At 55.7% G+C, this 26,566-nt stretch carries 29 protein-coding genes; 11 read left to right on the plus strand and 18 right to left on the minus strand.

All coding sequences use genetic code 11. The features are described 5' to 3' along the window. Positions 1 to 110 precede the first annotated feature (110 nt). On the plus strand, positions 111 to 806 hold the full coding sequence (bioD, locus tag PYW49_RS01790) for a dethiobiotin synthase (protein WP_111965730.1): 696 nt from the start codon (positions 111 to 113) through the stop codon (positions 804 to 806). On the opposite strand, the gene clcB is transcribed toward bioD, so the two are convergent. From clcB to PYW49_RS01835, 9 genes are all read right to left on the minus strand, one after another. Further along, positions 741 to 2,051 (minus strand): voltage-gated ClC-type chloride channel ClcB, encoded by a 1,311-nt coding sequence (gene clcB, locus PYW49_RS01795; RefSeq protein WP_320385456.1) that lies wholly within the window; start codon positions 2,049 to 2,051, stop codon positions 741 to 743. The genes bioD and clcB overlap by 66 nt on opposite strands. Positions 2,052 to 2,153: 102 nt before the next feature. Then, complete coding sequence (gene osmV, locus PYW49_RS01800; protein ID WP_134350091.1) at positions 2,154 to 3,302, minus strand: osmoprotectant ABC transporter ATP-binding protein OsmV; 1,149 nt, start codon at positions 3,300 to 3,302, stop codon at positions 2,154 to 2,156. Further along, positions 3,302 to 3,949 carry an osmoprotectant ABC transporter permease OsmW gene (gene osmW, locus PYW49_RS01805; protein WP_014169860.1) on the minus strand — a complete coding sequence of 216 codons (648 nt, stop codon included), beginning with the start codon at positions 3,947 to 3,949 and terminating at the stop codon, positions 3,302 to 3,304. Before osmW ends, osmV begins: the two co-directional genes overlap by 1 nt. An 8-nt stretch (positions 3,950 to 3,957) precedes the next feature. Then, the gene (osmX, locus tag PYW49_RS01810) at positions 3,958 to 4,857 is read right to left on the minus strand and encodes an osmoprotectant ABC transporter substrate-binding protein OsmX (protein WP_320385457.1); all 900 of its coding nucleotides are present in this window, start codon (positions 4,855 to 4,857) and stop codon (positions 3,958 to 3,960) included. An 18-nt stretch (positions 4,858 to 4,875) separates the two neighbouring features. After that, positions 4,876 to 5,586, minus strand: a complete 711-nt coding sequence (gene osmY / locus PYW49_RS01815) for an osmoprotectant ABC transporter permease OsmY (RefSeq protein ID WP_320385458.1) — start codon at positions 5,584 to 5,586, stop codon at positions 4,876 to 4,878. A gap of 282 nt (positions 5,587 to 5,868) precedes the next feature. Continuing rightward, positions 5,869 to 6,492: a glutathione S-transferase family protein gene (locus tag PYW49_RS01820; protein ID WP_320385459.1), complete on the minus strand. Its 624-nt coding sequence runs from the start codon at positions 6,490 to 6,492 to the stop codon at positions 5,869 to 5,871. Positions 6,493 to 6,560: 68 nt separating this feature from the next. Beyond that, positions 6,561 to 7,304, minus strand: a complete 744-nt coding sequence (locus PYW49_RS01825) for a YoaK family protein (RefSeq protein WP_320385460.1) — start codon at positions 7,302 to 7,304, stop codon at positions 6,561 to 6,563. A 130-nt stretch (positions 7,305 to 7,434) separates the two neighbouring features. Next, positions 7,435 to 8,622: an MFS transporter gene (locus PYW49_RS01830; protein ID WP_320385461.1), complete on the minus strand. Its 1,188-nt coding sequence runs from the start codon at positions 8,620 to 8,622 to the stop codon at positions 7,435 to 7,437. A 47-nt stretch (positions 8,623 to 8,669) separates the two neighbouring features. Then, entirely contained in the window at positions 8,670 to 9,797 is a 1,128-nt protein-coding gene (locus PYW49_RS01835; RefSeq protein ID WP_134350097.1) for an alpha/beta hydrolase, read from the minus strand. A 114-nt stretch (positions 9,798 to 9,911) separates the two neighbouring features. Between PYW49_RS01835 and PYW49_RS01840 the strand changes: the two genes are divergently transcribed. Together PYW49_RS01840 and PYW49_RS01845 are read left to right on the plus strand one after the other, a co-directional pair. Further along, entirely contained in the window at positions 9,912 to 10,796 is an 885-nt protein-coding gene (locus tag PYW49_RS01840) for a LysR family transcriptional regulator (RefSeq protein WP_320385462.1), read from the plus strand. Between the two features lie 335 nt (positions 10,797 to 11,131). Next, positions 11,132 to 11,587, plus strand: coding sequence for a hypothetical protein (locus tag PYW49_RS01845; RefSeq protein WP_320385463.1), 456 nt, complete (start codon positions 11,132 to 11,134; stop codon positions 11,585 to 11,587). Between the two features lie 44 nt (positions 11,588 to 11,631). Here PYW49_RS01845 and PYW49_RS01850 read toward each other — a convergent pair whose 3' ends face one another. Together PYW49_RS01850 and PYW49_RS01855 are read right to left on the minus strand one after the other, a co-directional pair. Continuing rightward, the gene (locus PYW49_RS01850; protein ID WP_320385464.1) at positions 11,632 to 12,042 is read right to left on the minus strand and encodes a YybH family protein; all 411 of its coding nucleotides are present in this window, start codon (positions 12,040 to 12,042) and stop codon (positions 11,632 to 11,634) included. A 143-nt stretch (positions 12,043 to 12,185) separates the two neighbouring features. Beyond that, positions 12,186 to 12,479 (minus strand): DUF1330 domain-containing protein, encoded by a 294-nt coding sequence (locus PYW49_RS01855; protein ID WP_134350102.1) that lies wholly within the window; start codon positions 12,477 to 12,479, stop codon positions 12,186 to 12,188. A gap of 151 nt (positions 12,480 to 12,630) precedes the next feature. Here PYW49_RS01855 and PYW49_RS01860 point away from each other — a divergent pair, with 151 nt between their 5' ends. From PYW49_RS01860 to PYW49_RS23345, 3 genes are all read left to right on the plus strand, one after another. Then, complete coding sequence (locus tag PYW49_RS01860) at positions 12,631 to 13,536, plus strand: LysR family transcriptional regulator (protein WP_320385465.1); 906 nt, start codon at positions 12,631 to 12,633, stop codon at positions 13,534 to 13,536. Between the two features lie 148 nt (positions 13,537 to 13,684). After that, entirely contained in the window at positions 13,685 to 14,110 is a 426-nt protein-coding gene (locus PYW49_RS01865) for a VOC family protein (RefSeq protein WP_320385466.1), read from the plus strand. 4 nt (positions 14,111 to 14,114) lie between these two features. Next, positions 14,115 to 14,255 carry an FAD-dependent oxidoreductase gene (locus PYW49_RS23345; protein ID WP_407057596.1) on the plus strand — a complete coding sequence of 47 codons (141 nt, stop codon included), beginning with the start codon at positions 14,115 to 14,117 and terminating at the stop codon, positions 14,253 to 14,255. Positions 14,256 to 14,353: 98 nt separating this feature from the next. On the opposite strand, the gene PYW49_RS01870 is transcribed toward PYW49_RS23345, so the two are convergent. The 3 genes from PYW49_RS01870 to PYW49_RS01880 form a co-directional block, all read right to left on the minus strand. Next, positions 14,354 to 14,569, minus strand: a complete 216-nt coding sequence (locus tag PYW49_RS01870; RefSeq protein ID WP_320385467.1) for a DUF6500 family protein — start codon at positions 14,567 to 14,569, stop codon at positions 14,354 to 14,356. A 92-nt stretch (positions 14,570 to 14,661) separates the two neighbouring features. Continuing rightward, the gene (locus tag PYW49_RS01875; protein ID WP_320385468.1) at positions 14,662 to 14,979 is read right to left on the minus strand and encodes a YebG family protein; all 318 of its coding nucleotides are present in this window, start codon (positions 14,977 to 14,979) and stop codon (positions 14,662 to 14,664) included. Between the two features lie 77 nt (positions 14,980 to 15,056). Then, the gene (locus PYW49_RS01880; protein ID WP_320385469.1) at positions 15,057 to 16,037 is read right to left on the minus strand and encodes a nitrilase family protein; all 981 of its coding nucleotides are present in this window, start codon (positions 16,035 to 16,037) and stop codon (positions 15,057 to 15,059) included. Positions 16,038 to 16,137: 100 nt separating this feature from the next. On the opposite strand from PYW49_RS01880, the gene PYW49_RS01885 reads away from it, so the two are divergent. Next, positions 16,138 to 17,016 carry a LysR family transcriptional regulator gene (locus PYW49_RS01885; RefSeq protein WP_320385836.1) on the plus strand — a complete coding sequence of 293 codons (879 nt, stop codon included), beginning with the start codon at positions 16,138 to 16,140 and terminating at the stop codon, positions 17,014 to 17,016. A 29-nt stretch (positions 17,017 to 17,045) separates the two neighbouring features. On the opposite strand, the gene PYW49_RS01890 is transcribed toward PYW49_RS01885, so the two are convergent. Further along, positions 17,046 to 17,408, minus strand: coding sequence for a helix-turn-helix domain-containing protein (locus tag PYW49_RS01890; protein WP_134350108.1), 363 nt, complete (start codon positions 17,406 to 17,408; stop codon positions 17,046 to 17,048). A 336-nt stretch (positions 17,409 to 17,744) separates the two neighbouring features. Between PYW49_RS01890 and PYW49_RS01895 the strand changes: the two genes are divergently transcribed. Together PYW49_RS01895 and oqxB are read left to right on the plus strand one after the other, a co-directional pair. Then, a complete protein-coding gene (locus tag PYW49_RS01895) occupies positions 17,745 to 18,920 on the plus strand; it encodes an efflux RND transporter periplasmic adaptor subunit (protein WP_134350109.1) in 1,176 nt (391 codons plus the stop codon). A 24-nt stretch (positions 18,921 to 18,944) separates the two neighbouring features. Further along, the gene (gene oqxB / locus PYW49_RS01900) at positions 18,945 to 22,100 is read left to right on the plus strand and encodes a multidrug efflux RND transporter permease subunit OqxB (RefSeq protein ID WP_320385470.1); all 3,156 of its coding nucleotides are present in this window, start codon (positions 18,945 to 18,947) and stop codon (positions 22,098 to 22,100) included. 67 nt (positions 22,101 to 22,167) lie between these two features. Here oqxB and PYW49_RS01905 read toward each other — a convergent pair whose 3' ends face one another. The 3 genes from PYW49_RS01905 to PYW49_RS01915 form a co-directional block, all read right to left on the minus strand. After that, on the minus strand, positions 22,168 to 22,647 hold the full coding sequence (locus PYW49_RS01905; RefSeq protein ID WP_320385471.1) for an RrF2 family transcriptional regulator: 480 nt from the start codon (positions 22,645 to 22,647) through the stop codon (positions 22,168 to 22,170). A 137-nt stretch (positions 22,648 to 22,784) separates the two neighbouring features. Then, positions 22,785 to 24,173 carry a sensor histidine kinase gene (locus tag PYW49_RS01910; protein ID WP_320385472.1) on the minus strand — a complete coding sequence of 463 codons (1,389 nt, stop codon included), beginning with the start codon at positions 24,171 to 24,173 and terminating at the stop codon, positions 22,785 to 22,787. Continuing rightward, the gene (locus PYW49_RS01915) at positions 24,173 to 24,850 is read right to left on the minus strand and encodes a response regulator transcription factor (protein WP_320385473.1); all 678 of its coding nucleotides are present in this window, start codon (positions 24,848 to 24,850) and stop codon (positions 24,173 to 24,175) included. The genes PYW49_RS01910 and PYW49_RS01915 overlap by 1 nt, the downstream gene beginning before the upstream one ends. A 203-nt stretch (positions 24,851 to 25,053) precedes the next feature. Here PYW49_RS01915 and PYW49_RS01920 point away from each other — a divergent pair, with 203 nt between their 5' ends. Next, positions 25,054 to 25,890, plus strand: a complete 837-nt coding sequence (locus tag PYW49_RS01920; RefSeq protein ID WP_134350114.1) for a MipA/OmpV family protein — start codon at positions 25,054 to 25,056, stop codon at positions 25,888 to 25,890. Between the two features lie 102 nt (positions 25,891 to 25,992). After that, positions 25,993 to 26,547: a nucleotidyltransferase family protein gene (locus PYW49_RS01925; protein WP_320385474.1), complete on the plus strand. Its 555-nt coding sequence runs from the start codon at positions 25,993 to 25,995 to the stop codon at positions 26,545 to 26,547. Positions 26,548 to 26,566: the final 19 nt, after the last annotated feature.

The raw sequence follows: 26,566 nt of genomic DNA on the forward strand, positions 1-26,566 counted from the left end.
AAAAATTGCGCTATCTCAAGCCGGGTAGCGCACGCATCCCGTAGACTTCCTCCACTGAATTATTTACCTGGTTTATATTTTCGAAGCATACCCAAGAGGTGGAGTGAGTCATGCTTAAGCGTTTCTTTGTTACTGGTACAGATACCTCTGTTGGCAAGACCGTCGTATCCCGCGCATTGCTGCAGGCTCTTGCAGCAAGCGGTAAACGCGTGGCAGGGTACAAACCGGTCGCAAAAGGCAGTAAAGAGACGCCAGAGGGATTGCGTAATAAAGACGCCCTGGTGCTGCAAAGCGTCTCGTCACTGGAACTGCCTTATCACGCGGTCAATCCCATTGCGTTAAGCGAAGAGGAGAGCAGCGTAGCGCACAGCGGCCTGATTAATTATCCCCTGTTGTCCGACGGCCTGGCGAACCTGAGCGAGAAGGTCGATCACGTGGTGGTCGAAGGCACGGGCGGCTGGCGCAGCCTGATGAATGACCTGCGTCCGCTTTCTGAATGGGTGGTGCAGGAACAGCTTCCGGTGGTGATGGTGGTGGGTATCCAGGAAGGGTGCATCAACCATGCGCTGCTGACGGCGCAGGCGATTGCCAATGACGGCCTGCCGCTGATTGGCTGGGTGGCAAACCGGATCAACCCGGGCCTGGCGCACTACGCTGAGATCATCGACGTGCTGAGTACCAAACTGCCCGGACCGCTGGTGGGTGAACTGCCTTATCTGCCTCGCGCCGAACAGCGTGAGCTAGCGCAGTACATCGATCTCTCTGCCCTCGGTGGCGTGTTGACCGTAGACCGAGTCGTGGCGTAAGGTCCGCGACAGCACGGACGCCACCACGCAGGCGACCAGTAAACCGGGCAGTAAAAAATACTGCCCGGTCATTTCACAGACCATCAGCGCCGACATAATAGGCGCATGCGTGGTCGCAGCGAGTAACGTTGCCATTCCCGCCAGACCCAGCAAAATCGCCGTCTCAGAACCCGGTAACCACAGCGCGAAAAGTTGTGCAAACAGCATGCCTGTCGCCATGCCGACAAACAGCGTGGGCGTAAACACCCCGCCCGGCGCGCCCGAACCGCTGCTTGCCAGTACCGCCAGCAATTTACAGATAAACACCCCGGCAATGACCGTCAGCAGCGGCGGGGCGAGCAGAAAAGCCTGAACCACGCTGTAGCCATTTCCCCACACCTTTGGCGTGAGGAGAGACAGCAGCCCGACGATCAAACCGCCCAGCGCCAGCTGCCAGGGCGGAGAAAGTTTCAGGCGCAAAAATAAAGAATGGCTGAACGCCATCAGCCACATCAGCAGCGGACCGCAGAGCCCCGCCAGCAGGCCCATGGCGACCAGCAGGCCATAATCTGCCGCGGTGAGGATGCCGCTCAGATGGACCGCGTAGAGCGTGCCGGCACCCGGAGCCAGGAGCTGCGTGGTGAGAAGCGCCACCACCGCCGCAATAACCACGGGGCCGAGCGAGGCCAGCATCAGTGTGCCAAACAGAATTTCTGCAATGAACAGGCTTCCGGCTAAGGGCGCATGGTAGGCGCTGGTCATCCCGGCCGCGGCACCGCAGGCGATCCAGAGCTTCCATTCAGATTTTGGCGTAAAGCGCCGGGCAAAAAAGGAGGCGGCGAGGGCGGCGAGCAGGATCATGGCCCCTTCACGCCCGATGGCGCTTCCGCTGGCAACGACCAGCAGCGAAGCAAGGGATTTAACAAGGCTGGCGCCGTAATCAAACTGGCCGTCATCAGTCTCCAGGGCTTCCATATAATCGGTGGGTGCGTGAGGCCGCTGTGCAGTCAGCCGCTGCCATCCCCAGAGCAGCAGCCCGGCAGCCAGCCCGCCCAGGGCTGGCGTCAGCGCGCGCCGCCAGGGAGAGAGCGACGCGGCGGCATTCACCAGGCTCCCGCTGTCATTGCTCAGAAACAGCCACTCCAGCAGGTACATGCTGTGACGAAATACCGCAACGGCCAGCGCGGCCAGCACGCCGGTGACGGTGGCAATCAGCAGGCGACGAAACATCGCGCGGATGTCGGGGTAGGTATGAAGACGTTGCATGAGTCGTATTTTAACGAGGACGATACGATATTGTGGCGGGAAATCGCGGGGTTAGCAAAAGGTCTGCGTGCGAAAAGGCCGGGTGATGCCCGGCCGGAAAGGTTAGCTGTTGCTATGAATATTCAGCGCTCGACGCGTACGGCCTGAACTCAGGTACTCGGCAATATAGTCCTGCGAAATCTCGCCGTTGTAGCGCCCGTCCTCATCCACGATCGGCATCCAGCTGGTATTGCTCTCATACAAGCGAGAAAGCACCACGCGCAGGTTGTCTTCCGCTTTGCCGGTCATGCGGAACGGATGCAGGATGTCGGCGCAGGTACCGCTGGCGTTGCGCGCTTCGCGGCGCTTAACAAAGCCCAGCGGTTTGCCGTTCTCATCGACCACCGTCACGGCACGAATGTCATTATCATCCATGGTCGCAAAGGCTTCGGGAAGCGGCGTAGAGCCCCGCACCGTGATGGTCGGCTGCTGGTCGGTCACGTCACCTGCGGAGACCAGCAGCAGGCGCTTCAGCGTACGGTCCTGGCCGACAAACGAGCCGACAAAGTCATTCGCCGGCTTCGCCAGCAGCTCATCGGGGCTTGCGCACTGAACGATTTTCCCCTGACGGAATACCGCGATACGGTCGCCGAGCTTCAGGGCCTCGTCGATATCGTGGCTGACCAGCATGACGGTTTTTTTCAACTTGCGCTGCATCTCCAGGAACTGGTTCTGGATCACCTCGCGGTTGATCGGGTCCACCGCACCGAAGGGTTCATCCATCAGCAGTACCGGAGGATCCGCCGCCAGGGCGCGAATGACGCCGATACGCTGCTGCTGCCCGCCGGACATCTCGCGCGGATAGCGGTTGAGAAACTTATGCGGATCCATCGCCACCATATCCATCAGCTCCTCGGCGCGGGTTTTACAGCGCGCTTTATCCCATCCCAGCATGCGCGGTACGACGGTGATGTTCTCTTCAATGGTCATGTTCGGGAACAGACCAATCTGCTGGATCACGTAGCCAATGTTGCGGCGCAGGGTCACGGTGTCCATGCCGCTGGTGTCTTCGCCGTTAATCAGGATCGTTCCGCTGCTCGGGGCGATCAGGCGATTAATCATCTTCAGGGTAGTGGTCTTCCCACAGCCGGAGGGGCCGAGCAGGACGCACATTTCCCCTTCGGGCACGTTCAGGTTAACGTTATCGACGGCCTTAACGGTCTGGCCGTGCTTCTGTGAAAATTGTTTGGTGAGGTTTTCCAGTTTTATCATTATCGAATCCCCTTTGGAGTCAGTACCACCTGCAGACGGTGCAGCAGCCAGTCGAGCACAATCGCTAACAGACAAATCATCAGCGCGCCCGCAATCAACATGCGAATGTCACTTCCACCGATGCCGTTGAGCAGCAGCAGGCCCAGGCCGCCCGCGCCGATAACGGCTGCAATCGCCATCACGCCGATGTTCATCACCACGGCGGTGCGGATGCCGCCGAAAATCACCGGCAGCGCCATCGGGATTTCAACCCAGCGCAGGCGCTGCCAGAACGTCATGCCGATGCCGCGCCCGGCTTCGCGCAGGCCCGGCGGCAGGCTGTCGAGCGCGGTGTGGGTGTTACGCACAATCGGCAGCAGCGAGTAGAGAAACACCGCCGTAATCGCGGGCAGGGCGCCAATCCCCTGACCGATCAGCGAAAATAGCGGGATCATCAGGCCAAACAGAGCAATGGACGGAATGGTCAGCACGATGGTGGCTATTCCCAGCACCGGCGTCGCCAGCCACTTGTGGCGGACAATCAAAATGCCCAGCGGGACGCCGATGAGAATGGCTAAGCCCACGGCCAGCGCCACCAGCCACAGATGCTGCAGCGTCAGGGTCAGCAGGTAGTCCCAGTTATCGAGAATGTAGTGAATCGTCTCCATAGCGCCTCCTACAGCAGCTGTTTGCTACGCAGGAAATCTCGGGCGACCTGCTGCGGTGACTGATGGTCGATATCCACCTTCTTGTTCAGTTCGGTGATAACGTCGTTATTGAGCTGGGCCGAGAGGGTGTTGAGCGCCTCTTCCAGGCCCGGGTTGGCCTCCAGCGTGTCCTTACGCACCACCGGGGTGACCGCGTAGCTCGGGAAGAAGCCTTTATCATCCTTCAGCACCTTCAGGTCGAAACCCTTCACGCGGCCGTCGGTGGTGTAAATCAGACCGGCATCGACGAAGCCGTCGCGCACCGCGTTATAGACCAGTCCGGGGTCCATCTGGCGGATCTGTGGGCGGTCCAGCGTCAGGTTATAGGCCGCCTGAAGCGGCTTCATGCCGTCGCTGCGCCCGGCAAACTCCAGGTCTAAGCCCAGCAGCCAGTTTTTGTCCGGGTTGGTTTTACGAACCTGCTCAATCTTCGCCACCATCTCTGACATAGTGTTGATATGTTCCGCCTCGGCGCGCTTGCGCTGCATGGCGAAGGCATAGGTGTTGTTCATATCGGCGGGTTTGAGCCACACCAGACCGTGCTTCGCGTCCAGGCGTTTCACCGTCTCGTAAGACTCCTGCGGCGACATGCGCTTGTTGATGTGGTTAAAGATGATTAATGACGTACCGGTATATTCCCAGGTCATATCAATCTGTTTGTTGATCATCGCGTTACGGGAAATCACCGTGGCGATATTGGTTTGCGGCTGAACCTGAAAACCCTTCTTTTGCAGGTACTGCACGGTCATCGCCGAGAGAATATGCTGCTCGGTAAAGCTCTTGGTCGCCAGAATCAGCGGGGCTGCCATTGCCTGGCTGGTGAACAGCGCCGCGGCATACAGCGCCGTCAGGCCGGAAAACAGTCTCATAAAAGCTCCTTGTTATTGTTATCGAGCGAGATGGGGACTCATCACGCGACCCAGCGCCGCCAGCAGGGTATCGAGGATCAGGGCGAACAGGGCGGTGGCCGCCGCGCCGAGGATCAGGGTGGGGAAATCGTTCAGGTAAATACCGGGGAAAATCAGCTCGCCGTAGCTGCTGGCGCCAATCAGGAACGCCAGCGGTGCGGTACCGACGTTAATGGCGGTGGCGATGCGGATCCCCGAGAGCATGACCGGCCAGGCAGCAGGCAGCTCGACCTGGCGCAGACGCTGCCATTTGGTCATCCCAATCCCGTTTGCCGCTTCCAGTAACGACGGCGGGACCGAGCACAGCCCGGCGTAGGTATTGCGCACTATCGGCAGCAGCGAAGCGAGGAACAGAGCAATAATGGCGGGCGTATCGCCGATGCCAATCACCACCATCGCCAGCGCCAGCACGGCCAGCGGCGGCAGCGTGTTGCCGACGTTGAAGATTTGCATCACGTACTCGGCGATACCCCGCGCGGCCGGGCGGCTCAGCAGGATACCGGCAGGAATACCGACCAGCAGGGCAAAAAACATCGACGAGAAAACCAGAATCATGTGCTGTTGCCCGAGATAGACCAGGTCAACCTGACGCGCCTTAATCGTCTCCAGCCCGATGCCCCAGACGAGGAGGACGAGGATCACGATAATGGCGCTGACAAACAGCAGCGAACGTTTGAGTAATGGGTGCATTGCGGTGTGTCTCCCTGTGCGCATGCGTTATAGCAACCACCGGTTGCCTGTTGTTATGCCATGTTTCGGCAGGGGTAGTTGACCTATAGCAAGCGATTGGGAAGGGTTCCAGCGAAGGGGGGAAATCAGTAACCCTATGAAAAATGAGATAACCTTAGCTCAAGCCTTATGGTAAAAGGCCTTGATGCGGGTCAGGCAGAATTATCTTAAAGATGTTTTTGATATGTGACACCGTCACTTAATAGGGGGGGGACCCGCACGATGTGGTGCGGGTCGCAGGCATTACACCATGCCGTTATTGCCGTGGCGTAAAAACGGCGGACGTTGATTCAGGCGTTCAAACCAGGCTTCAATAGCGGGCACGGTCGGTTTATCAAACGGCGTCATTTTCCAACGGTTAACCGACAACCCCAGCACGATATCCGCGAGGGTGAAGCCTTCACCCGCCACCCATTCCCCTGAACGCTGGAGCTGTTGCTCAAGAATAGTGATGCAGTGATTCCACTCTTTAATACCTGCGGCAATTCGGTCTGGATCGTTAAAATCCGGGTTGTTACGGCCCAGGGCCGGGAAGACATAGCGCCAGGCGTTGTTGAATTCAGTCGCTTGCCAGTCCATCCAGCGTTCGACGTTAGCACAGGCCTGCGGCTCGTCAGGGAGCAGATCGTTACGACCCGCTTTACGCGTTAGATAACGGCAGATCGCGTTGGATTCCCATAACACAAAATCGTCGTCGATCAGTACCGGCACCATGGCGTTCGGGTTCATGGCGCGGAAGGCCTCCGTTTGCGTTGAGGCGAAGCCGCTACCGTAATCTTCCTGCTGATACGTAATACCAGCTTCTTCGCAGGTCCAGAGCACTTTACGCACGTTAATGGAGGTTGTTTTGCCGAGGATTTTAATCATGCAGACGCTTCTCTTCACTGTGGGGAATCGTTTAAAAACAATACACCCGCAGTGAAGAAAAGAGGGAATTATTTACTGAGAGCAGGGCGAACCCTGCGCACGCGAAGCGAGATCCTCATGATGGAGAAGGTCGCAACCACAACGAGCATTAAGCCCAGCGCCAGCATCGCGTGAAATCCAAACCCTCTGAACAGGATCAGCCCTGCAATACCGCCGGTAATAAACGAAAACAGGGTGGTTAAATGGGTTTTGAGCTGGCTTTTTTGGGCCGCAGTATCTTTAGAGTAATCCCGTCGCAGCATGGCGACGACGACAGAGGCCAGCGATATTCCCGCATCGGTAAGCGTTCCTGTGATATGCGTCGATCTCACCCGTCCGCTGGAAAGCTGAGTGGAGGTGGAATTATGAATGCCCATCAGGCCACACAGGAAAACGATAATCTGACGATTTGTGGAAAATGAGTGGAAATACATTTCGTACAGCGAAACGCCGGCCAGTAATAATCCCTCAATAATCAGAATCTGACAAAAAATGAGCCTGACGTTATGGATAATGCCCCACAGCACCATTATGCGCGCCGCTATCGCCCCCGCCACAAATGAAAGGATAATAGCGCCGAAGAAAAGAATATCGTTCAGGTCAGTGGAAGAGACTTCACTTGATAACTGGGAGGTATTGCCTGTCATGTGGGAGGGAAAGAAGCCAAACGCACCCAGCGCGATGGCATTCAGCAAACCTGCAGAGGTCGCCAGCCACAGGGCAAGCCGACGATCCTCCTGATGCGTTCGATCTTTTTTTAGCTTAATGAGCAAAGAATACCTCCGGTTTGAGCTTTGCCTTTTCAGGCTAGCAAAGCGCGTGAACGGGCTGACCAGGATATTGCTTAATTATTAGCGTATTGAAAAAGAGTGGGGGTTTCGTAATTAATTAAAATAAACCTGTTTATTTAATGCCTTTAGCGTGCTGGCGGGACGTGCAAAAGGTCAGTATCGCGGCGCTTATCAGCAATAGCCCACTCATGGCGAACGTGCTTTGCCAGCCAACATGGTCAAACACCGTGCCGCCCGCCGTTGAGCCCAGCGCAATGGAAAGTTGAATAACCGCAACCATCAGCCCGCCGCCTGCTTCAGCATCATTGGGAAGGGTGCGCGCGAGCCACGTCCACCATCCGGTAGGAGCTGCCGTTGCCAGCATCCCCCAAAAACCCAGCAGCAGGGCGACGCCCCCGACGCTTTGCCCGGAAAGAATTAACAATCCGGCAATGGCGGCCATCAGCAGAGGGATCGCCATCAACGTCAGGTAAAATGCGGCGTTAAGGATTGGGGCGATAATCAGGGTGCCGATAAAGCCCGCCGTTCCGATAGCCAGCAGGATCAGCGATAGCCCGGCATCACTCACCTGCGTAACCGTTTCAAGAAACGGCCGCACGTAGGTAAAGAGCGCAAATTGCCCCATAAAGAACAGGCCGCAGGCAATCAGGCCGACAGAAACCACGGACTGGCGAAATACGCTCCCGCCCGCTGCGCTGTTTTTATTGCCTTTCATCGTCGGCAGGCTAAAGCACTGCCAGATAAAGGCCACGATCGCCACGGGAACCAGGCACAGAAAGGCGCCGCGCCAGCCAAGGGTTGCGCCAAGATAACTGCCCAGCGGGGCCGCCACGACCGTCGCCAGCGCGTTCCCGCCGTTGAAAATCGCCAGCGCGCGGGAAACCTGATGTCTCGGCACAAGTCGAATGGCCGTTGCGGCGGACATTGACCAAAAGCCACCGATCGCGATACCAATCAGCGCGCGGCCAGCCATATACACCGAGTAACGGGATGCGAAGGCAATAACGATCCCCGATATCGCCATCAGCAACGTCATCCCCAGCAGGAGATATTTGCGATTCATATTTCCGGCCAGCCGGGACAGGAAGAGGCTGGTCACAACGGCCAGCGCGCCGGAGATGGCAATTCCCTGGCCCGCGAACCCCTCCGTCACGTCCAGATCGCTGGCGATGGGCGTGAGCAAGCTAACGGGCATAAATTCTGATGCAATCAGCACAAATACGCACAAGGTCATGGCAAAAATCCCGCCCCAGTACGACGTCCCGGCTTGTTGTGATGTGGTTTGGCTTAATGTGGACATATTCAGATTTCATCAAGAGCCACCCGTAAAACGGGTGGCATAGGGGGTTATTTCAGGCTGGTTTTGAAGAACTGCTCGAACTGCGCGAAAGGGATCTTCCCGGCAGCATTGTCGTACAGGTCGACATGGTTCGCGCCTGGGACAATCACCAACTCTTTCTGCTTACTGCCGACGGCTTTATACGCATCTTCTGCAAAATAGCGGGAGTGCGCGTTTTCACCGGTTACGATAAGCGTAGGAATGGTAATCTCCCCGGCATAGCTCAGCAGCGGCATATTCATGAACGATAATGGCGTTGTCGCGGTCCATGCGCCGGTGGAGTTGACTGAGCGGGCATGGAAGCCGCGCGGCATCCGGTAGTAATCAAAGAACTCCTTGAGTACCGGATTCGGGTTGGCGGGTAACGCTTCCGGCAGAATACGTTCCGCAGCAGTCACCTTGCCGTTGGCATCGACATAGATGTCATGACCACCGTGCGCGAAGGTGCCGCGCTCGGCATCTTTCCAGCGCTGCTCGTTCAGATACTGCAGGACGGCACGGCGATCGGACGTTGAATAACGATCTTTGCCGTCGCCGACGCCGTGACCCATCGCCCGGCTCATGTCGTACATCACGCTGGTGGCGACCGCTTTCACGCGGGTGTCCATGGAGGCTGCATTCAGCGCCATCCCGCCCCAGCCGCAGATGCCGAGAATGCCGATGCGGTTACGGTCGACCTCTTTCTGTAACCCCAGAAAATCCACCGCCGCGCTAAAGTCCTCGGTGTTGATATCCGGAGAGGCGACGTTGCGCGGCTGTCCGCCGCTTTCACCCGTGTAGGACGGGTCGAACGCCAGAGTCACAAAACCGTGTTCTGCCAGGGTCTGCGCATACAGGCCGCTGGACTGCTCCTTAACCGCGCCAAAGGGGCCGCTGACGGCGATTGCCGCCAGCTTACGGTCTGCACGGTCTTTCGGAAGATACAGATCGCCCACGAGGGTAATTCCGTAGCGGTTCTGGAACGACACTTTGCGGTGGTCGACTTTGTCACTCTCGGCGAACGTTTTGTCCCAGGTGGTCACCATCGAAATGGGCGCGTTTGGGTTGGTTGTTTCTGCATAACTCATTGTCGTTACTCCACTTAATGATGCGCATAGCAGCATCGCAACTGACAGTTTTTGGGTGAATGTTTTCATCAGAGATACCCTGCGTTGTTGTGATGCGGTCATTATAGTGAGCAGAAATAGTGCTGATTAGAGGCCCAGAACTGCTAGGATTCATATCAGATTGTTATAAATGGCGAAGACAAGATGGCGAAACGGGAAAACTATAATGAGCTGTATCTCTTTACGCAGGTGGTGCGGGAGGGAAGCTTTACGGCTGCCGCGCAGCGGCTCGGGCTGGCACAATCCGGAATAAGCCGTTCGGTGCGGGAACTGGAAGCGCGCCTGGGCGTTCAGCTGCTGGTGCGCACCACGCGAAAACTGTCGCTGACCCACGCGGGGGAGCAGCTCTATCAGACCGCCGAGTCCGCGTTCGATACGCTTGATAATGGCCTTGCGACCCTGGCGCATTTCCGCGAGACGCCGTCCGGTACGGTGCGGATTAACGCCAGTCAGCACGCCATCGATAAATGTCTTCTGCCAAAGCTTGCGGTCTTTAAGCAGCGCTATCCTGATATTCGCCTGGAATTGATGAACGAGAGTCGATTTGTCGACATCATCACCGAACGGTTTGATGCGGGCGTTAGGCTGGGCCCGGAGGTGGCGCAGGGGATGATCGCGGTGCGCATCACGCCCGATATGGAGATGGCCGTGGTTGGTACAACGGAGCACTTCCGGCGCCATGGTTTCCCGCAGACGCCAGCGGATTTAGGGGGGCATCCCTGCATCGCCTACCAGTTTGCCGATGGCAGCCTCTATCAGTGGGAGCTTGTGGTGGACGGAAAGAGCGTTACCCATCGGCCGGAAGGGCAATGGGCGCTGTCGGACAGCTATATGGAAGCCGAAGCCGCCCGTCTGGGGCTCGGGCTGGCCTATGTGCCGGTGGAGCTGGTGGCCGACGATCTGGAGCGCGGCACGCTTATCCGGGTTTTGCAGCGCTACAGCCTGCGCATGGACGGGCTGTTCCTCTATTATCCGCACCGCAACGTGTCGCCCGCGTTGAGAGCGGTGATTGATACGTTGAGGATTTAGGGGAGGGGGGTTATTTTTCTGGAAGACGCCTCGCAAACCGCAAATTAACCGCGTGAAATTCAGGGTTATGTCTTTTCTACAACCGATCGGGGTCGTAAAGTGCCTGCGTTGCGGCACATCCGCAATCGGGCGTAGGAACCCGCATCTACCATATAGTGACATTTCGTATGTCGCGGCAGCGCCGATCCCGTTACAATTGCGGTGGCGCTGGCGGAGCAGCCGAAAGGCTGGCCGTTTTTCTATATGGGCGGTATTCCTACCTCTGTCAGCGCTACCCCCCGAGCGTAGGAACTTATTGGGTGGCTTAATGAACTGCATATAGAAGGATGCCTTGTATGGCTACTACCCCAACCCTGACTTCTCTCCCGTCTGACGAAAGCGTCATTCTGCAACTTCTGTCCCAACCGCTTCCGGTGGATGCCGATCTTTTCATCGTCGCCGACAACTGCGCCGCGCTGGTAAGCGTGCTGGTTGAAATCGAGGATGCGAAGCTGTTTACCGTGCTTTGCGAGCGTCTCCTTCAGGCTCTGCGTAAGCTGCGGGAACTCTGTGATGTCGATTTGCCGCCAGACCTGATCGCGCAGTTGATCATGGGTGAGAAAATGAACTCCTGCGTGCCGGACTGCTGGCAGGACACTCTAACTCAGGTGGACTATGTTCTGGCACTGACACAAGCGGTTATGGGCGGAACGCTGCCCGCCCACGTAGCGAAAGAGCTTACGGGCTTGCTGCACGATATGGTGTGGCTGCTGGCTGAGTTTGTGAAGGAGCCGCGCATTACTGCGCATTAAGGATGCTGGCGTAGAGGGGCGGCAGCGCCCCTTTGAAACCGTGGTTAACGTGATGAGTTCGTGGTATCCAGAAGCGACGTACCGTAGGAGTTGTCGATGGTACAAAGCCAGCGACCGTCGCTTTCCTGTCGAAAAACATAGGTCGCGCGGCGCGACATTTCCGTTATCCCGCCCCGACCATCAGGAAAGCGCAGAACGGTTTCCATGATAACGAGGGCATTACCACCACCCTCTATTACCTGCATCTCCCCTTGTTCGACGATCAGCTGATCCTGAAAATAATCAGAGATGGCAATAAACGCGCTGCGGATATTTTCTTTGCCTTTAACCGTCATGCCGGGCTTGACCACCAGAGCCGCATCTTCGGCGTAGAACGCCATCAGGACGTCATAGTTTTTGGTCGTGATGGCGTGGTCGCAGGATTCGATTATCTGGCGTAGCGGGTGTGGGGTCATGCGCATTTCCTCTTTGGGGGGTAAACACGTATTAACGTAACAGCCTGGTGCGTTTGTATAGCTACCAGGTTTTATGGCTGGTAGCACTGGTTTTTAGTTAACGTTACGTCAGCTATAAAGAAGCGGATATAAAACCCTACTTGTTAAAGAGCTGCACCTTCAACTAATACAAATGTTCCGATCGCAGCACCTGACCGTATTGCCCTTGCTTTCTGATATTCTGGGCTTTCATAAAAACGCCTGGCTTCGGCAAAAGAATCGAATTCAAAAATAACATGCCGTTCATGAATTTCCCCCTCAAGATTTTCATACTGTCCGGACCAGGCAATTATTTTCGGATTGAAATTCTTCATGGCATCTCCGGCAGCTTTGGCATATTCAGCATATGCGATGGGATCTTTTATCGTCACATGAGCAATTAAATAACCTTTATTCATTTTTAAACCTTCCTCAGTGATGAGGTATTCCAGCCTAAATACACCAACAGGCGATAACTTAAGCTGAATTGAGTGTGAAAGGAGTTTATTAGGTATTATAGTAGTTATAAATATCGAATAAAGTAACGCACTGTTACCTGAAAGGTGAACAATGAAAAATCTGGAGATACTGATCATTTTTGCTCGCGTGGCGGACATGAAGAGCTTTACGCTGGCGGCGGAAAGTTTGGGCATTCAGAAAGGACGCGTGTCAATGGTGGTACGCGAGCTTGAACGAGAAGTTGGCGCGACACTGTTGCATCGGACAACTCGAACTGTACAACTGACGGAAGATGGGCGGGCTTTTTATTCGCGAGCCCTCGATCTTCTGTCAGCAGCCGAGGAGTTGAAATCAATGTTCTCTCTCGAGGGCATGTCACTAAGGGGGAGAATACGCGTTGATATGCCGGCGGTATTAGCGCAGAGCGTGGTGATTCCCGCATTGCCGGAGTTGATGGAGGCTCACCCTGAACTGGAACTTGAGCTTTCAAGCACTGACCGCCGGGTCGATCTGGTTCAGGAAGGATTTGATTGCGTAGTGCGTCTCGGCCCGATTGTTGATGAAACGCTTATTGCGCGGCCACTGGGACATCTACGAATGATCAATGCCGCTAGCCCGCGCTATCTTGAACGATTTGGTGTGCCACAGACTATTGATGATCTGATTAACCAGGGACACAGAATGGTACATTATATTCGCAATTTTGGTTCTAAACCTGACGGTTGGGCGTATCCGACTGAAGATGGCTATAAGTCTCTGATGTTACCCGGCACGGTGAGAGTCAACAGCGTACCGGATTATCATGAGGCAGGACTGGCGGGCTTAGGCTTAATCCAGGGCGGTTATTCCTCGCTCTTACCCCACATCAAACGCGGCGCACTGGTTGAAGTTCTGCCGGATTTGCCTCCAGAACCACTCGCTGCTTTTTTTGTCGTCGCGCACAGACGCAATTTGTCGCAGCGGGTCAGGGCTTTTATGAGCTGGACAGAAGAAATTTTAAAACCTTACTTTGACTAACTGCAGGAATCATAGCCATTGAGAAAAGTGATTTTCCATAAAGGAGGTGATTCCACGCGAATCATGGTAAGGCGGAACCGGGAAATAATTCATTGCTACTCTGAGATATAATATTAGTTCAGACAAACAGCAAAAAGGATGTAATAAGGTGCTGACTTATATCACTATAGGTACAAATGATCTTCAGCGCTCCGTGGACTTTTATGACGCTATTTTTAACGTTCTTGGCTACTCACGTCAGCCTGCATGGACAGAAGACTGGGTAATGTGGGGAAATAAAAATAATCCTGATGAGATGTTCAACTTCTGTATTTGTCCTCCTTTTGACCAACAACCCGCAACGGCAGGAAACGGGACGATGTTCGCATTCAGAGCAGATAACGCGGAACTTGTCAGACGGTTCCATACTGCTGGCCTCCTTGCGGGAGGGAAAAATGAAGGTGCACCAGGTACACGAACCGCGTACGGCCCCGACTTTTATGTTGCCTATCTGCGTGATCCTGACGGACATAAGCTGGCATGCGTTTGTCATCCTTATTCTCCTGAAGCAGATACGTTCGTAGACGAAGAATAGTACCGTGACCCGAAAAAGGATTGTCGTCTTAGGCGCTGGGATTACTGGCGTATCCATCGCATGGCATCTTGCCCACCGCTATCCTGTTCTTCTTTTACTGATGAGAGCAGGACGGTTTACGTCGCCTCTATGCACCCAGCCGTGACTTGCGCAGCGACGATTGGCAGACTGGTCTCTGAAGCGTTATGCGACGGTCAGAGCGATGAAATCCCGCAATGTTACCGGCCATCCCGCTTTAGCGGGTTAAAGGGCTGAAACGAGGTTTCTGATCTTCTCAGCCTTTTCAAAATGGTCCAGTTTCATTTCCATAATCCACCAGTGCGCCACTTCCATAAGCAGTTCAGGATCGTCATTTTTATTAGCAAAAAAAGCATAAAACGAGAGCCCAACATTGCTTCCCTTAGCGGCGATTTTTGCATCACAGATCCTGATGATTTTTTCCTTCATTCCCTGCCGCACACCATCTCCTTACTCTTTTCATTTTCTGACTAAAAAAGCCGTAAGCAGTTATCTGCTTACGGCTTTCGGATCGGTGATGATTTTTCTGACAATCAGGCCGCTTTCACAGCTCTGATTTTTTTCGTGTCAGCCCCATCGGATTCTGTTCTATCCGTTGCAGCTGGAGCGTTGAGATCGGGAAGCTTGCTGGTACGCAGAATATGCTGCACGGTCTCTTTCTGCTCGGCGAGATACAGGCCAAGATTTTCAGCCTGCGTTTCATCCATCTGCATTCCGCTTTGCAACAGCCAGTCGGTGAACGCGTCTGCCATATCGAGCAGCTTGTCGTGAGCGTCAGCCTCTTTCTTACTGGCAAATGTCATTTTCTCTTCACCTTTTCTTACGACAACAAATTTTGTTTCAACAGCCATTATGCGCACCTCATACTGTAATTATATACAGTATAACAGTTCCAGCTGTATTTTGCAGCTAAAAAATGCTCACATTTCTAGCGTGCAGGGGGCGCATTCGAAAACCGTGCGCCGATCGCATCACGCTCATAGCCCTGCGGCTGCGTCAGTATCTGGTATAAATCAGGACGGCGACCGTGGATCCAGCGCCGCCCGGTGCTCATAGCGAGCAGGCTTAAATCCAGCTCGGCGCTCACCATCGCATCTTCCGCTGCCCAGGTTTCACTCACGATCCTTCCATAAGGGTCGAGGATCATCGCATTGCCTGTGCGCACTTCGTCGTCATCGGCACCGACGCCGTTGCTGAAGAGAACAAATACTCCGTTGTCATGCGCGCGGGCAGGCAGCCAGCGCATGAGCCATTCCCGACCGCTTGGCCCTTTGAATGCGGCCGTAATCTCTTCCTTGCGCGTTTCCCGCTCCTCCCAGAGCGCGAGCGGAATTGGCTTCATTGCGTGAGGACTGCGGGAATCGGTACCGCCTGTTTGATGCGGCGCGAGAAGAATATCCGCACCCAGCAGCGCCGTCGCGCGCACATTTTCGACCAGATTATTGTCCCAGCAAATCAGGATACCGACCTTCACTCCCCACGGCGTATCAAAAACGGTAAAGCGTTCCCCGCTGCTGATGGCCGGATGTTCAAAAGCATGGAGTTTACGATGCGTATGCATTGAGCCGTCCGGCATACAGGCAACATACGCATTGTAGAGGCGGCCATCGTCGGCTCGTTCAATAATCCCGGCGCCAATCAGCATTTGATGTTTGATTGCCAGAGAGCGGATTAACGTCAGGGAAGGGCTGTCAGCAATCGGTTCGGCCAGCGCAGATACCTCCGCTGCGGTGAGCTTAGGGACATGCCAGTAGCCGGTGATACACATTTCAGGGAAGGTGAGAATTTTCACCTGCTCAAGCGCTGCCTGTTCAATAAATTTCTCCATGATCAGCAGGTTGTATTTTTTGTTATTGGCCTGATGCTGAAACTGTACGGTTGCAGCCTTTAAGAATTCAGGTTCGTTCATGGTGCGTCTCCGGTTGTTATCGAAACTGAATTACATAACGATTACTAATAACTGTATAATCAAAACATTTCTTATTTCGATAACCATCTGGAATGAAAAAATGAACACCCGGTTGCTCAAAGCCTTTTTGATGCTGGCTGAAAAAGGAAATTATGCCGATGCGGCGCGAGCGCTGTTTATCTCGCAACCGGCATTGACCAAACAGATTAATCTCCTCGAATCTCAGGTGAATATGTCTCTGTTTTCACGAGGACGTCACGGCGCAATACTGACGGCCGGCGGCAGGCGTTTGCTGCCGGAGGCTGAAAAAGTGGTCAGGCAAAGCCAGCTATTTATGCAGCATGCTGAGCGAGTATCAAAAGGGGTTGAGGGGCATATTTCCGTCGGGTTCGGTCTTTCAAGCTTTTATCTGGCACCGCGCTGTATCGCTGACTTTCGCCGGGACTACCCGGGAGTCGAGATGTCCTTGACGGATCTGCCTTCCTTCCAGCAGTACGCGCTTTTGCAAAATGATGAGCTTCAGGTGGGTTTTGTCAGGGTTCCTCCCCCCGTGGCGCTTGAATACTTGCCGTTATTTACCGATCGGCTGGTTCTGGTTGCGCCCGCCGCGTCGCCGACAATGTCGGCCACTGAGTGGCTAACGCAACGGCCTCTGCTGCGGCTGTATGATGAGCGAGGGCGGGGGTTAAATGCGCAAATAGACCGCTTCCTGCATGACAACGGTCTTTTCATCTCATCAACTCAGCTGACTGATGATATCCAAACTATCGTCGCGATGGTGATTGCGGGCATCGGCGTTGCCATTCTGCCCACCAGCGTGACGCATATCGCGCCGCCGGAACTGATGGTGATTCCGTTAACGGGGGAGTCAATAAGCTGGAAGGTGGGCATCGCCTGGGACGCAGGCAAAGAAGATGTCATCCGTGACAACTTTATTGCCAGCATACGTAAGGGCATTTCCGCTGATTGCGGGGAATGATGCCTGAGGGCACCATCCCGCGCGGCACACTACCTGGATTGCTGGCGCAACGGTTGCGTTTCCGGGCCACTTATACTGCGCCGCCAGGCGCCAGGCGCCTGACCATACTGACGCTTAAAGCTGCGGTTGAAGGACTGCTGTGAGTCAAAGCCCAGCGCGATCGCCACGTTAAGAATCGGCTCATCGCTGTGGGTTAAGCGCTCGACCGATTTTTGCAGCTTTTGCGCGCGAATATAGCCGGCGAGGGGATAGCCCGTATGTTCTTTGAACAGCCGCTGGAGGTGCCATTTTGAATAGCCGGATCGCCTGGCGACGGACTCAATGTCCAGACGGCTGTCCAGGTTGTTGTCGATCCAGTCGAGTAAATCGTGCATAAATGCGCCAGTGTTCATCTGGTTACCCCCACGCAGCATATCTAAAAGTATCTTTGTCTGTTGCATTAAAAGGTGGCGCGTTTTTGTATTAATTGCAAGTTTTATTGTTGCATTTAAATTCTTGACCGAAACGGGGCTTTTCACATCGGCTCAAATAGCACATAAAGTGCAACAATTATTCTTGCACTTAGTTAAGCGCCTTCCTACAATCGCCGCGATAGTGTATTCGCAACTGTTACAGTTTTGTGGCGATGAACGACACAAATGGCCTTAAGCCAGCTACCGGACAAAGGAAGTGGCGCGGTGTCTCCTGCTGCGTCTTGCCCGGCGGCTACCAATACCGGAATAAAAATAATGAGCCTGCAAAAAACCTGGGGTAACTTTCAACTGAGCGCGCTGGGGGTGATGTTGCTCTCCGTGCTGCTCGTCGGGTGTGATAACAGCGTCGCGCAAAACGCCGCGCCACCTGCGCCCGCCGTCAGTGCCGCTGACGTGGTTGTGAAATCTATTAGCCAGTGGGATAGCTTTAACGGTCGGATTGAAGCGGTGGAGAGCGTTCAGCTACGTCCGCGCGTGTCCGGCTACATTGATAAAGTGAATTACACCGACGGCCAGGAAGTGAAGAAGGGCGAGGTGCTGTTCACCATTGATGACAGAACCTATCGCGCCGCGCTGGAACAGGCGCAGGCGAACCTGGCGAGAGCCAAAACGCAGGCCAGCCTGGCGCAAAGTGAGGCTAACCGTACCGATAAGCTGATCAATACTCACCTGGTCTCACGGGAAGAGTGGGAGCAGCGTCGCTCGGCCGCCGTTCAGGCGCAGGCCGACATTCGCGCCGCACAGGCGGCGGTTGACGCGGCTCAGCTCAACCTGGACTTCACCAAAGTGACCGCGCCTATCGACGGTCGCGCCAGCCGGGCGTTGATCACCAGCGGGAATCTGGTCACCGCGGGTGACACTGCTAGCGTCCTCACCACGCTGGTCTCGCAGAAGACGGTTTACGTCTACTTTGACGTGGACGAGTCTACCTATCTTCACTATCAAAACCTTGCCCGCAGCGGGCAGGGAGCGTCCAGCAATCACACGGCGCTGCCGGTTGAGATTGGCCTGACGGGCGAGGAGGGCTACCCCCATCAGGGCAAAGTGGACTTCCTTGATAATCAGCTCACGCCGAGTACCGGGACGATCCGCATGCGCGCGCTGCTCGATAACGCGCAGCGTCAGTTCACGCCGGGACTGTTTGCCCGCGTGCGCCTGCCGGGCAGCGCGGAATTTAAAGCCACGCTTGTCGACGACAAAGCGGTGCTGACCGATCAGGATCGTAAATACGTCTATATCGTGGATAAAGAGGGGAAAGCGCAGCGCCGCGACATTACGCCGGGGCGTCTGGCTGACGGTTTACGCATCGTGCGGCAGGGGCTGAACCCTGGCGATAAAGTCATCGTCGATGGTTTACAAAAAGTGTTTATGCCGGGTATGCCGGTTAACGCGAAAACCGTTGCTATGACCGCCAGCGCCGCCCTCAACTGATCCCTTGACCTGAGAATCCAACCCATGGACTTTTCCCGTTTTTTCATCGACAGGCCGATTTTTGCCGCCGTCCTGTCGATTCTGATTTTTATCACAGGATTAATCGCCATCCCGCTGCTGCCGGTAAGCGAATATCCTGACGTCGTGCCGCCAAGCGTGCAGGTGCGCGCAGAGTACCCGGGCGCCAACCCGAAAGTGATTGCCGAGACCGTGGCGACGCCGCTGGAAGAGGCGATCAACGGCGTTGAGAACATGATGTACATGAAGTCCGTCGCGGGCTCGGACGGCGTGCTGGTGACCACCGTCACCTTCCGTCCGGGAACTGACCCGGATCAGGCGCAGGTTCAGGTGCAAAACCGCGTCGCGCAGGCCGAAGCGCGTCTGCCGGAAGACGTGCGGCGTCTGGGCATTACCACCCAGAAACAGTCGCCGACGCTGACGCTGGTGGTGCATCTGTTTTCGCCAAACGGTAAATACGACTCCCTGTACATGCGTAACTACGCCACGCTGAAAGTGAAGGACGAGCTGGCGCGTCTGCCCGGCGTCGGCCAGATTCAGATCTTCGGCTCCGGCGAATACGCAATGCGCGTCTGGCTGGACCCAAACAAGGTGGCGGCGCGCGGGCTGACGGCCTCGGACGTGGTGACGGCGATGCAGGAGCAGAACGTGCAGGTGTCCGCCGGGCAGCTTGGCGCGGAGCCGCTGCCGAAAGAGAGCGATTTCCTGATCTCCATTAACGCTCAGGGACGTCTGCATACCGAAGAAGAGTTTGGCAATATTGTCCTGAAAACAACGCAGGACGGTACGGTCGTTCGCCTGCGCGACGTGGCGCGTATCGAAATGGGCTCCGGCAGTTATGCGCTGCGCTCCCAGCTCAACAATAAAGACGCGGTCGGGATTGGTATCTTCCAGTCACCGGGGGCGAACGCCATCGATTTGTCTAACGCGGTGCGCGCCAAAATGGACGAACTGTCCACGCGTTTCCCGGCGGATATGAAGTGGGCGGCACCTTACGATCCAACCGTGTTTGTGCGTGACTCCATCCGTGCCGTCGTGCAAACGCTGCTGGAAGCGGTGGTGCTGGTGGTGCTGGTGGTGATTCTGTTCCTGCAAACCTGGCGTGCGTCGATCATTCCGCTGATCGCGGTGCCGGTTTCGGTAGTGGGTACCTTCAGCATTCTCTACCTGCTGGGCTTCTCGCTGAATACCCTGAGCCTGTTCGGGCTGGTGTTGGCCATCGGTATCGTGGTGGATGACGCCATTGTGGTGGTGGAAAACGTCGAGCGAAATATCGAAGAGGGGCTTGCGCCGCTTGCAGCGGCGCATCAGGCGATGCGTGAAGTGTCCGGGCCGATTATCGCGATTGCGCTGGTGCTGTGCGCGGTGTTTGTCCCGATGGCGTTTCTCTCGGGCGTGACCGGCCAGTTCTACAAGCAGTTTGCGGTGACGATCGCCATCTCCACGGTGATTTCCGCCATCAACTCGCTGACGCTTTCGCCGGCGCTGGCGGCTCTGCTGTTAAAGCCGCACGGCGCGCCGAAAGATTTTCCGACCCGGCTTATCGACCGTCTGTTCGGCTGGCTTTTCCGTCCGTTTAACCGCTTTTTCCACCGCAGCTCGAGCGGCTATCAGGGGCTGGTGGGCAAAACGCTTGGACGTCGCGGCTCAGTGTTTGTCGTTTATCTGCTGCTGCTCTGCGCGGCAGGCGTGATGTTTAAAGCGGTACCGGGCGGGTTTATTCCGACACAGGACAAGCTGTACCTGATCGGCGGCGTGAAAATGCCGGAAGGTTCTTCCCTGGCGCGTACCGACGCGGTGATCCGCAAAATGAGCGAAATCGGGATGAATACCGAGGGCGTGGACTATGCGGTCGCGTTTCCGGGGCTGAATGCGCTGCAGTTCACCAACACGCCGAATACCGGGACGGTCTTCTTTGGCCTGAAGCCGTTCGACCAGCGTAAACATTCTGCTGCGGAAATAAACGCGGAGATTAACGCGAAAATCGCGCAAATCCAGGAAGGCTTTGGCTTCTCCATCCTGCCGCCGCCGATTTTAGGGCTGGGTCAGGGGTCGGGCTATTCCCTGTACATTCAGGATCGCGCCGGTCTGGGCTATGGCGCGCTGCAAAACGCGGTGAACACCATGTCCGGGGCGATTATGCAGACGCCGGGGATGCATTTCCCGATCTCGACCTACCAGGCTAACGTGCCGCAGCTGGACGTGCAGGTTGACCGCGATAAGGCGAAAGCGCAGGGCGTGTCGCTGACCGATCTCTTCGGTACGCTGCAAACCTATCTGGGCTCGTCGTACGTGAATGACTTCAACCAGTTCGGACGTACCTGGCGCGTGATGGCCCAGGCAGACGGACAGTTCCGCGACAGCGTGGAAGATATTGCTAACTTACGCACCCGCAATAACCAGGGCGAAATGGTACCGATTGGCAGTATGGTGAAAATCAGTACTACCTACGGGCCGGACCCGGTGATTCGCTACAATGGCTACCCGGCGGCGGATCTGATTGGCGATGCCGACCCGCGCGTGCTCTCGTCCACGCAGGCGATGACGCAGCTCGAAGGCATGTCTAAGCAGATCCTGCCGAACGGGATGAATATTGAATGGACGGACCTGAGCTTCCAGCAGGCCACGCAGGGCAATACGGCGCTGATCGTCTTCCCGGTTGCGGTACTGCTGGCGTTCCTGGTGCTGGCGGCGCTGTACGAAAGCTGGACGCTGCCGCTGGCGGTGATCCTTATCGTGCCGATGACGATGCTCTCCGCGCTGTTTGGCGTCTGGTTGACCGGTGGCGATAACAACGTGTTCGTGCAGGTAGGGCTGGTGGTACTGATGGGGCTGGCCTGTAAAAACGCCATTCTTATCGTGGAATTTGCCCGCGAGCTGGAAATTCAGGGCAAAGGCATCATGGAGGCCGCGCTGGAGGCGTGTCGCCTGCGTTTACGCCCGATTGTGATGACCTCCATCGCCTTTATTGCCGGGACCATTCCGCTGATCCTCGGCCACGGTGCGGGTGCCGAAGTGCGCGGCGTCACCGGGATCACGGTGTTCTCCGGGATGCTGGGCGTGACGCTGTTTGGCCTGTTCCTGACGCCGGTGTTCTACGTGACGCTGCGTAAATTCGTGACGCGGCGCGGCAAAGTAGAAAGGGAAGTTCTGCCTGCGTAGGGACGTTGCAGATAATAAAAAACCGCCTTCACAGTGAAGGCGGTTTTTTTTCGCAGCAGGTAAAGCATTATGACGTTTTTTGATACTGAGCTATAAGCTCGGGGAGCGGATCCCATCCGCTGCTGTCGGCGTTTTTCACCGCGTCCAGGGCGCTTGCCACGGTATGGCGGGCCAGTACCGCTAACGATGCCTGCTCAGCTTCTTCGGAAATCGATTTAAAGTACCAGCACGCGTTAGCACTGACCACGCAGCGGGCCGGCACGTCAGGGCGCGACGCCCACAGCTTTTTATCTTCGATGACCGAAAGGTAGATGTCGCGCAGGGTGATCTCTTCCGGCGGGCGACCGAGGTGAATTGAGCCGTTACGGCCAAGCGTTGAGACGATAATGCCGTCACGCGTCAGCGGAACCATCAATTTGCGGATGAAGCTCGGGTTCGCTTCCAGGCCGTAGGCCAGAATCGCACTTGTCGAACGTTCACCCAATTGCTCCGCCATCGCTACGCTGAGAACCATCTGCAAAGCTGTCGGGAAGCGGTAATCTAACATTTTTGTATCCTGGGTTGCGGTGAATCTTGTTCTTTTTGGCACCGCAGAGGTGAATAAGCAATAAACAACAATATAACAAATACGGTAATTTTTTTGAAGCAATCTGCGGCATTTGCGATCAAACACCCTGTTCCGGTTTAGCTAAACGTGCGGTTCGGGAAGTCAACCGTCACCATCAGACCCCCTTCAGCGGAATTACTCAGGTTTACGCTGCTGTTGTGCTGCTGCGCCACCGCTTTGACGATGGCAAGCCCCAGACCGCTCCCGCTTTGCATCTGATTAGGGTCGCGGAAAAACCTGTCGAACACGCGGTCCCGCAGTTCAACCGGAATGCCGGGGCCTGCATCGGAGACACGCAGCTGCGTGCAGCGATCGCGTGCACGTACGTCAACCTGAATCCGCCCGCCCTCAGGACTGTACTTCACGGCGTTCTCGATGAGGTTATCAATCAGTGACATCAGGCGTTCCCTGACGCCTGGGATCCAGATTTCATCTTCAGCGAAGAATTCCAGCTCAATCCTGCGCGCAGAGGCTAACGGTTCCAGCTCGGCCATTCGCTCCTGGATGAGCGTCGTCAGCGGCACGGGCTCCATGTCCGTGTCAATGCGCGCTTCGCTGTGCATCAGCAGCAGCAGCTGATTAACGAGACGCGCAGCACGGCTGTTGCTGCGGATAACCCCCGCAAGCAGCTCCTGTTGGCTCTCGCTGATGACCCAGGACTGGAGCGCATCCACGTTGATGCGCATCGCAGCGAGAGGCGTACGCAGCTCGTGCGCGGCATCCGCAATGAAAACCCGTTCTCTTTCAGCGCTTTCACGCACCCTGGCAAGGAAGTCGTTGATTGCATCCACCATCTGGCGAAGCTCTCTGTGTTTGGGGACGGCTTTTAAGGGAGAGAGATCGTCCGGCGTGCGTAATGAAATTTCATTGACCACCCGGTTCCAGGGGCGCATCGCAATGCGAATTGAAAGCCACGCGGGAAACAGCAGAAAAGGGAAGCACACCAGCAGCGGCAGGATGTAGTAGCCGCGCGAGTTGAGGTAGATAAAGAAGTTCCAGCCGCTTGCTGGGGTGAAAAGGGTGACCTCCACGTCGGAGTGAGCGGATTTGAGGGTGCGGCTGGTCCAGACGCGACCTTCACTCTGAACATGCTGCATTTCCCCAAGCCGGGTGTTTATTACCCCTGCGGGTGCGCCGTCTGATGCAAAAATAACGGTATTATTCTTGCGAACGATGAGGTTAATGGACAGCGCGGGATCTTCCCCGCCGCCATAGCCCTCGCGCAGCGCCTTGCTGAAGGCTTCCAGCACGGCGCTACGATCCTGCGGGCGTCCGTCCGTACGCTCAACCAGGGTAAAAAGGGTTTCGTACGTATTACTGCCCGTGAGGATGGGAGGGCTGCGCAGGTCCTCCCATAAAATAAAGGTTAAAAAAAGACTCCACAGCAGGGTAAGCAGCAACATCTGGGCGATGATAATTCGCCGTACCAGCGTCGGGCGCCTCAGGTGGTACCATAAGTTTCGCATTAACCGGTCACCTTCTGGACAGAGACGGTATCAATGACATACCCGACCCCACGCACCGTTCGCACATAGCCGTCGCCGATTTTTCGCCGCAAATTACCCATATGTACGTCGAGCGCATTGCTGAGGTTTTCTTTGTTGCCAAATATCCGTTCTTCAAGGAACCGTCGCGTAAGCACGCGGTCAGCGCGCAGCATCAGCGTTTCAAGCAGGGCGTACTCACTGGCCGTCAGGTCAACGTGGCGGGCGCTCACCGTTACGCGACGCGTTGGCACATGCAGAGACAGCCCGCGAATTTCTATTGCCTCATTCTCAAAACCGTAACTGCGTCGTGCAAGGGCTCTCACTCTCGCCAGCAGCTCGGCGAGAACAAAGGGTTTGACCAGATAGTCGTCTGCGCCCGCATCCAGCCCGCACAGGCGATCCTGCAGCGTACCTCGCGCCGTCAGTATGATCACGGGGATCCCCTTAAGCTGCTGACGCAAACGCGTCATCAGGCTCATGCCATCGCCATCGGGCAGCCCCAGGTCGAGCAAAATAAGCTCGGGCACGCAGACGTCAAGCTGATGCAGCGCATCCTCTTTCCGGCGAACCCATATAACGTCAAATCCCTGATCTGAGAGGGCGATACGTACGCCATTGCCGAGATCCAGGTCGTCTTCAATAAGTAGAATTTTCACATTGGTAACTGTATCGACAGTGAATGAAGAACATCTTAAGAAAAAAACGGTATCAGGAAATCTGTCCGGTTTACAGCACCCGCGCGCGCTTCAGTGTTTCTTCATTTTCAGCTCATAAGAACCTTAGGGTCAGTATTCAAAATGGGCGTTCTGGCGGTTAACCGCATGCATCGTCATCATTTGAATCCATAAGGACTCCCTTAATGAGAAACATCGAACTGCGTCATACGTTCCCCCATTTATTCCCGGGCCGCAGCCTGAAAAACATTGTGCCGGGCGTCGTTCTGGCGTTACTGGCCACTCCGACACTGGCGGCAGAGCAGAGCCAGGGCAATGTGTTAACCCTTGGGGGCGGCGTAGATGTCGCGACACGCTACTCGGGTTCAGATAAAACCCGCGTCAGCGCGGCTCAGGTGGTGGATTACTCCATGGCCAATGGTTTTTTTATCGGCACCACGCGGGGTATCGGTTACGGCAACAACATCGGTAACCTGGATTACAGCGCGGCGCTGAGCTATCGCATAGGCCGTAAAGATAAAGACGTGAGCAGCGATTCGATAAGCTCTGGCAGCGACGAGCTGCGAGGGATGGGCGAGATAAAAGGCTCGGCTATCGTGGTGCCCGGGCTGGGGTACAAGGTGACCGACTGGCTTAATCTGCAGCTGCAGGCTGAGGTTCCGGTTTCTGAGAGAGACAACGGTGAGGCTGTACACTTCGGCATTTCCAGTCCGCTCTATACTTCACCGAATAATGCGGTCACGCTGGCGTTGACCAGCAGCTGGGGATCCGACAAGTATATGCAAACGTACTATGGCGTCAGCGCCGCCCAGTCGGCCGCATCGGGATTTGCCCGACATGACGCCGGTGCCGGAATTTATGCGTATTCGCTGAATCTTGACTGGACCCACAGGCTCACCTCACGCTGGAGCGTGCTTGCCGCAGCGGGCGTGACGCAGCTGACGGGGGATGCCGCCGATAGCCCGATTGTACAACGCAAGACGTCGCCCACGGGAAGCCTGAAAGTGACGTACAGCTTCTGATTGTTGGGCGCGCTGTCCTGAGGTTTTGAGCGCGCACTCGCGACATATATAAGCCGCTCCGCTTAAGATGGCGGGGCGGACCGTTTACTGGCAGGAATAATCATGAACTATCTAAATTCATTGCAGAGAATATTGTCAGTGGACCCTTCACGGATGCAGGTGCTTTACGCGGTCCGTGATTTGCAACTTCGTGACTGCTGGGTCGGGGCGGGTTTCGTCAGGGATGCCGTATGGGATCATATGCATGGAGATTGGCATCATTCCTTATCTGGCGATGTGGATGTCGTCTGGTACGATCCCGAATGTTGTACCCCAGACGATGAACGTCATCTGGAAAAAGAACTTAAACAGCAGTTGCCCGCTTTTAACTGGTCTGTGAAGAATCAAGCCAGAATGCATCTGCGCAATGGCGATAATCCCTATCACTCAACAGAAAATGCGCTGTTGTACTGGCCCGAAACCGCGACGGCCGTGGGCGTCAGACTGGGCGATAACGATCTTATCGAGGTCATTGCACCCTATGGTCTTGATGACCTGTTTGAGTTACGTTTAAGACCGACGCCAGCATTTGAGCGGGAAAAGTATGATGTCTTTAGGCGACGCGTTGAAGAGAAGCGTTGGTTAGCGCGTTATCCTCAGTTGCAGCTCATTAATTGAGTAGGATTTATATCTCATA

Origin of the sequence: Enterobacter chinensis (assembly GCF_034008295.1) — a bacterium.
Lineage (GTDB): Bacteria > Pseudomonadota > Gammaproteobacteria > Enterobacterales > Enterobacteriaceae > Enterobacter > Enterobacter chinensis.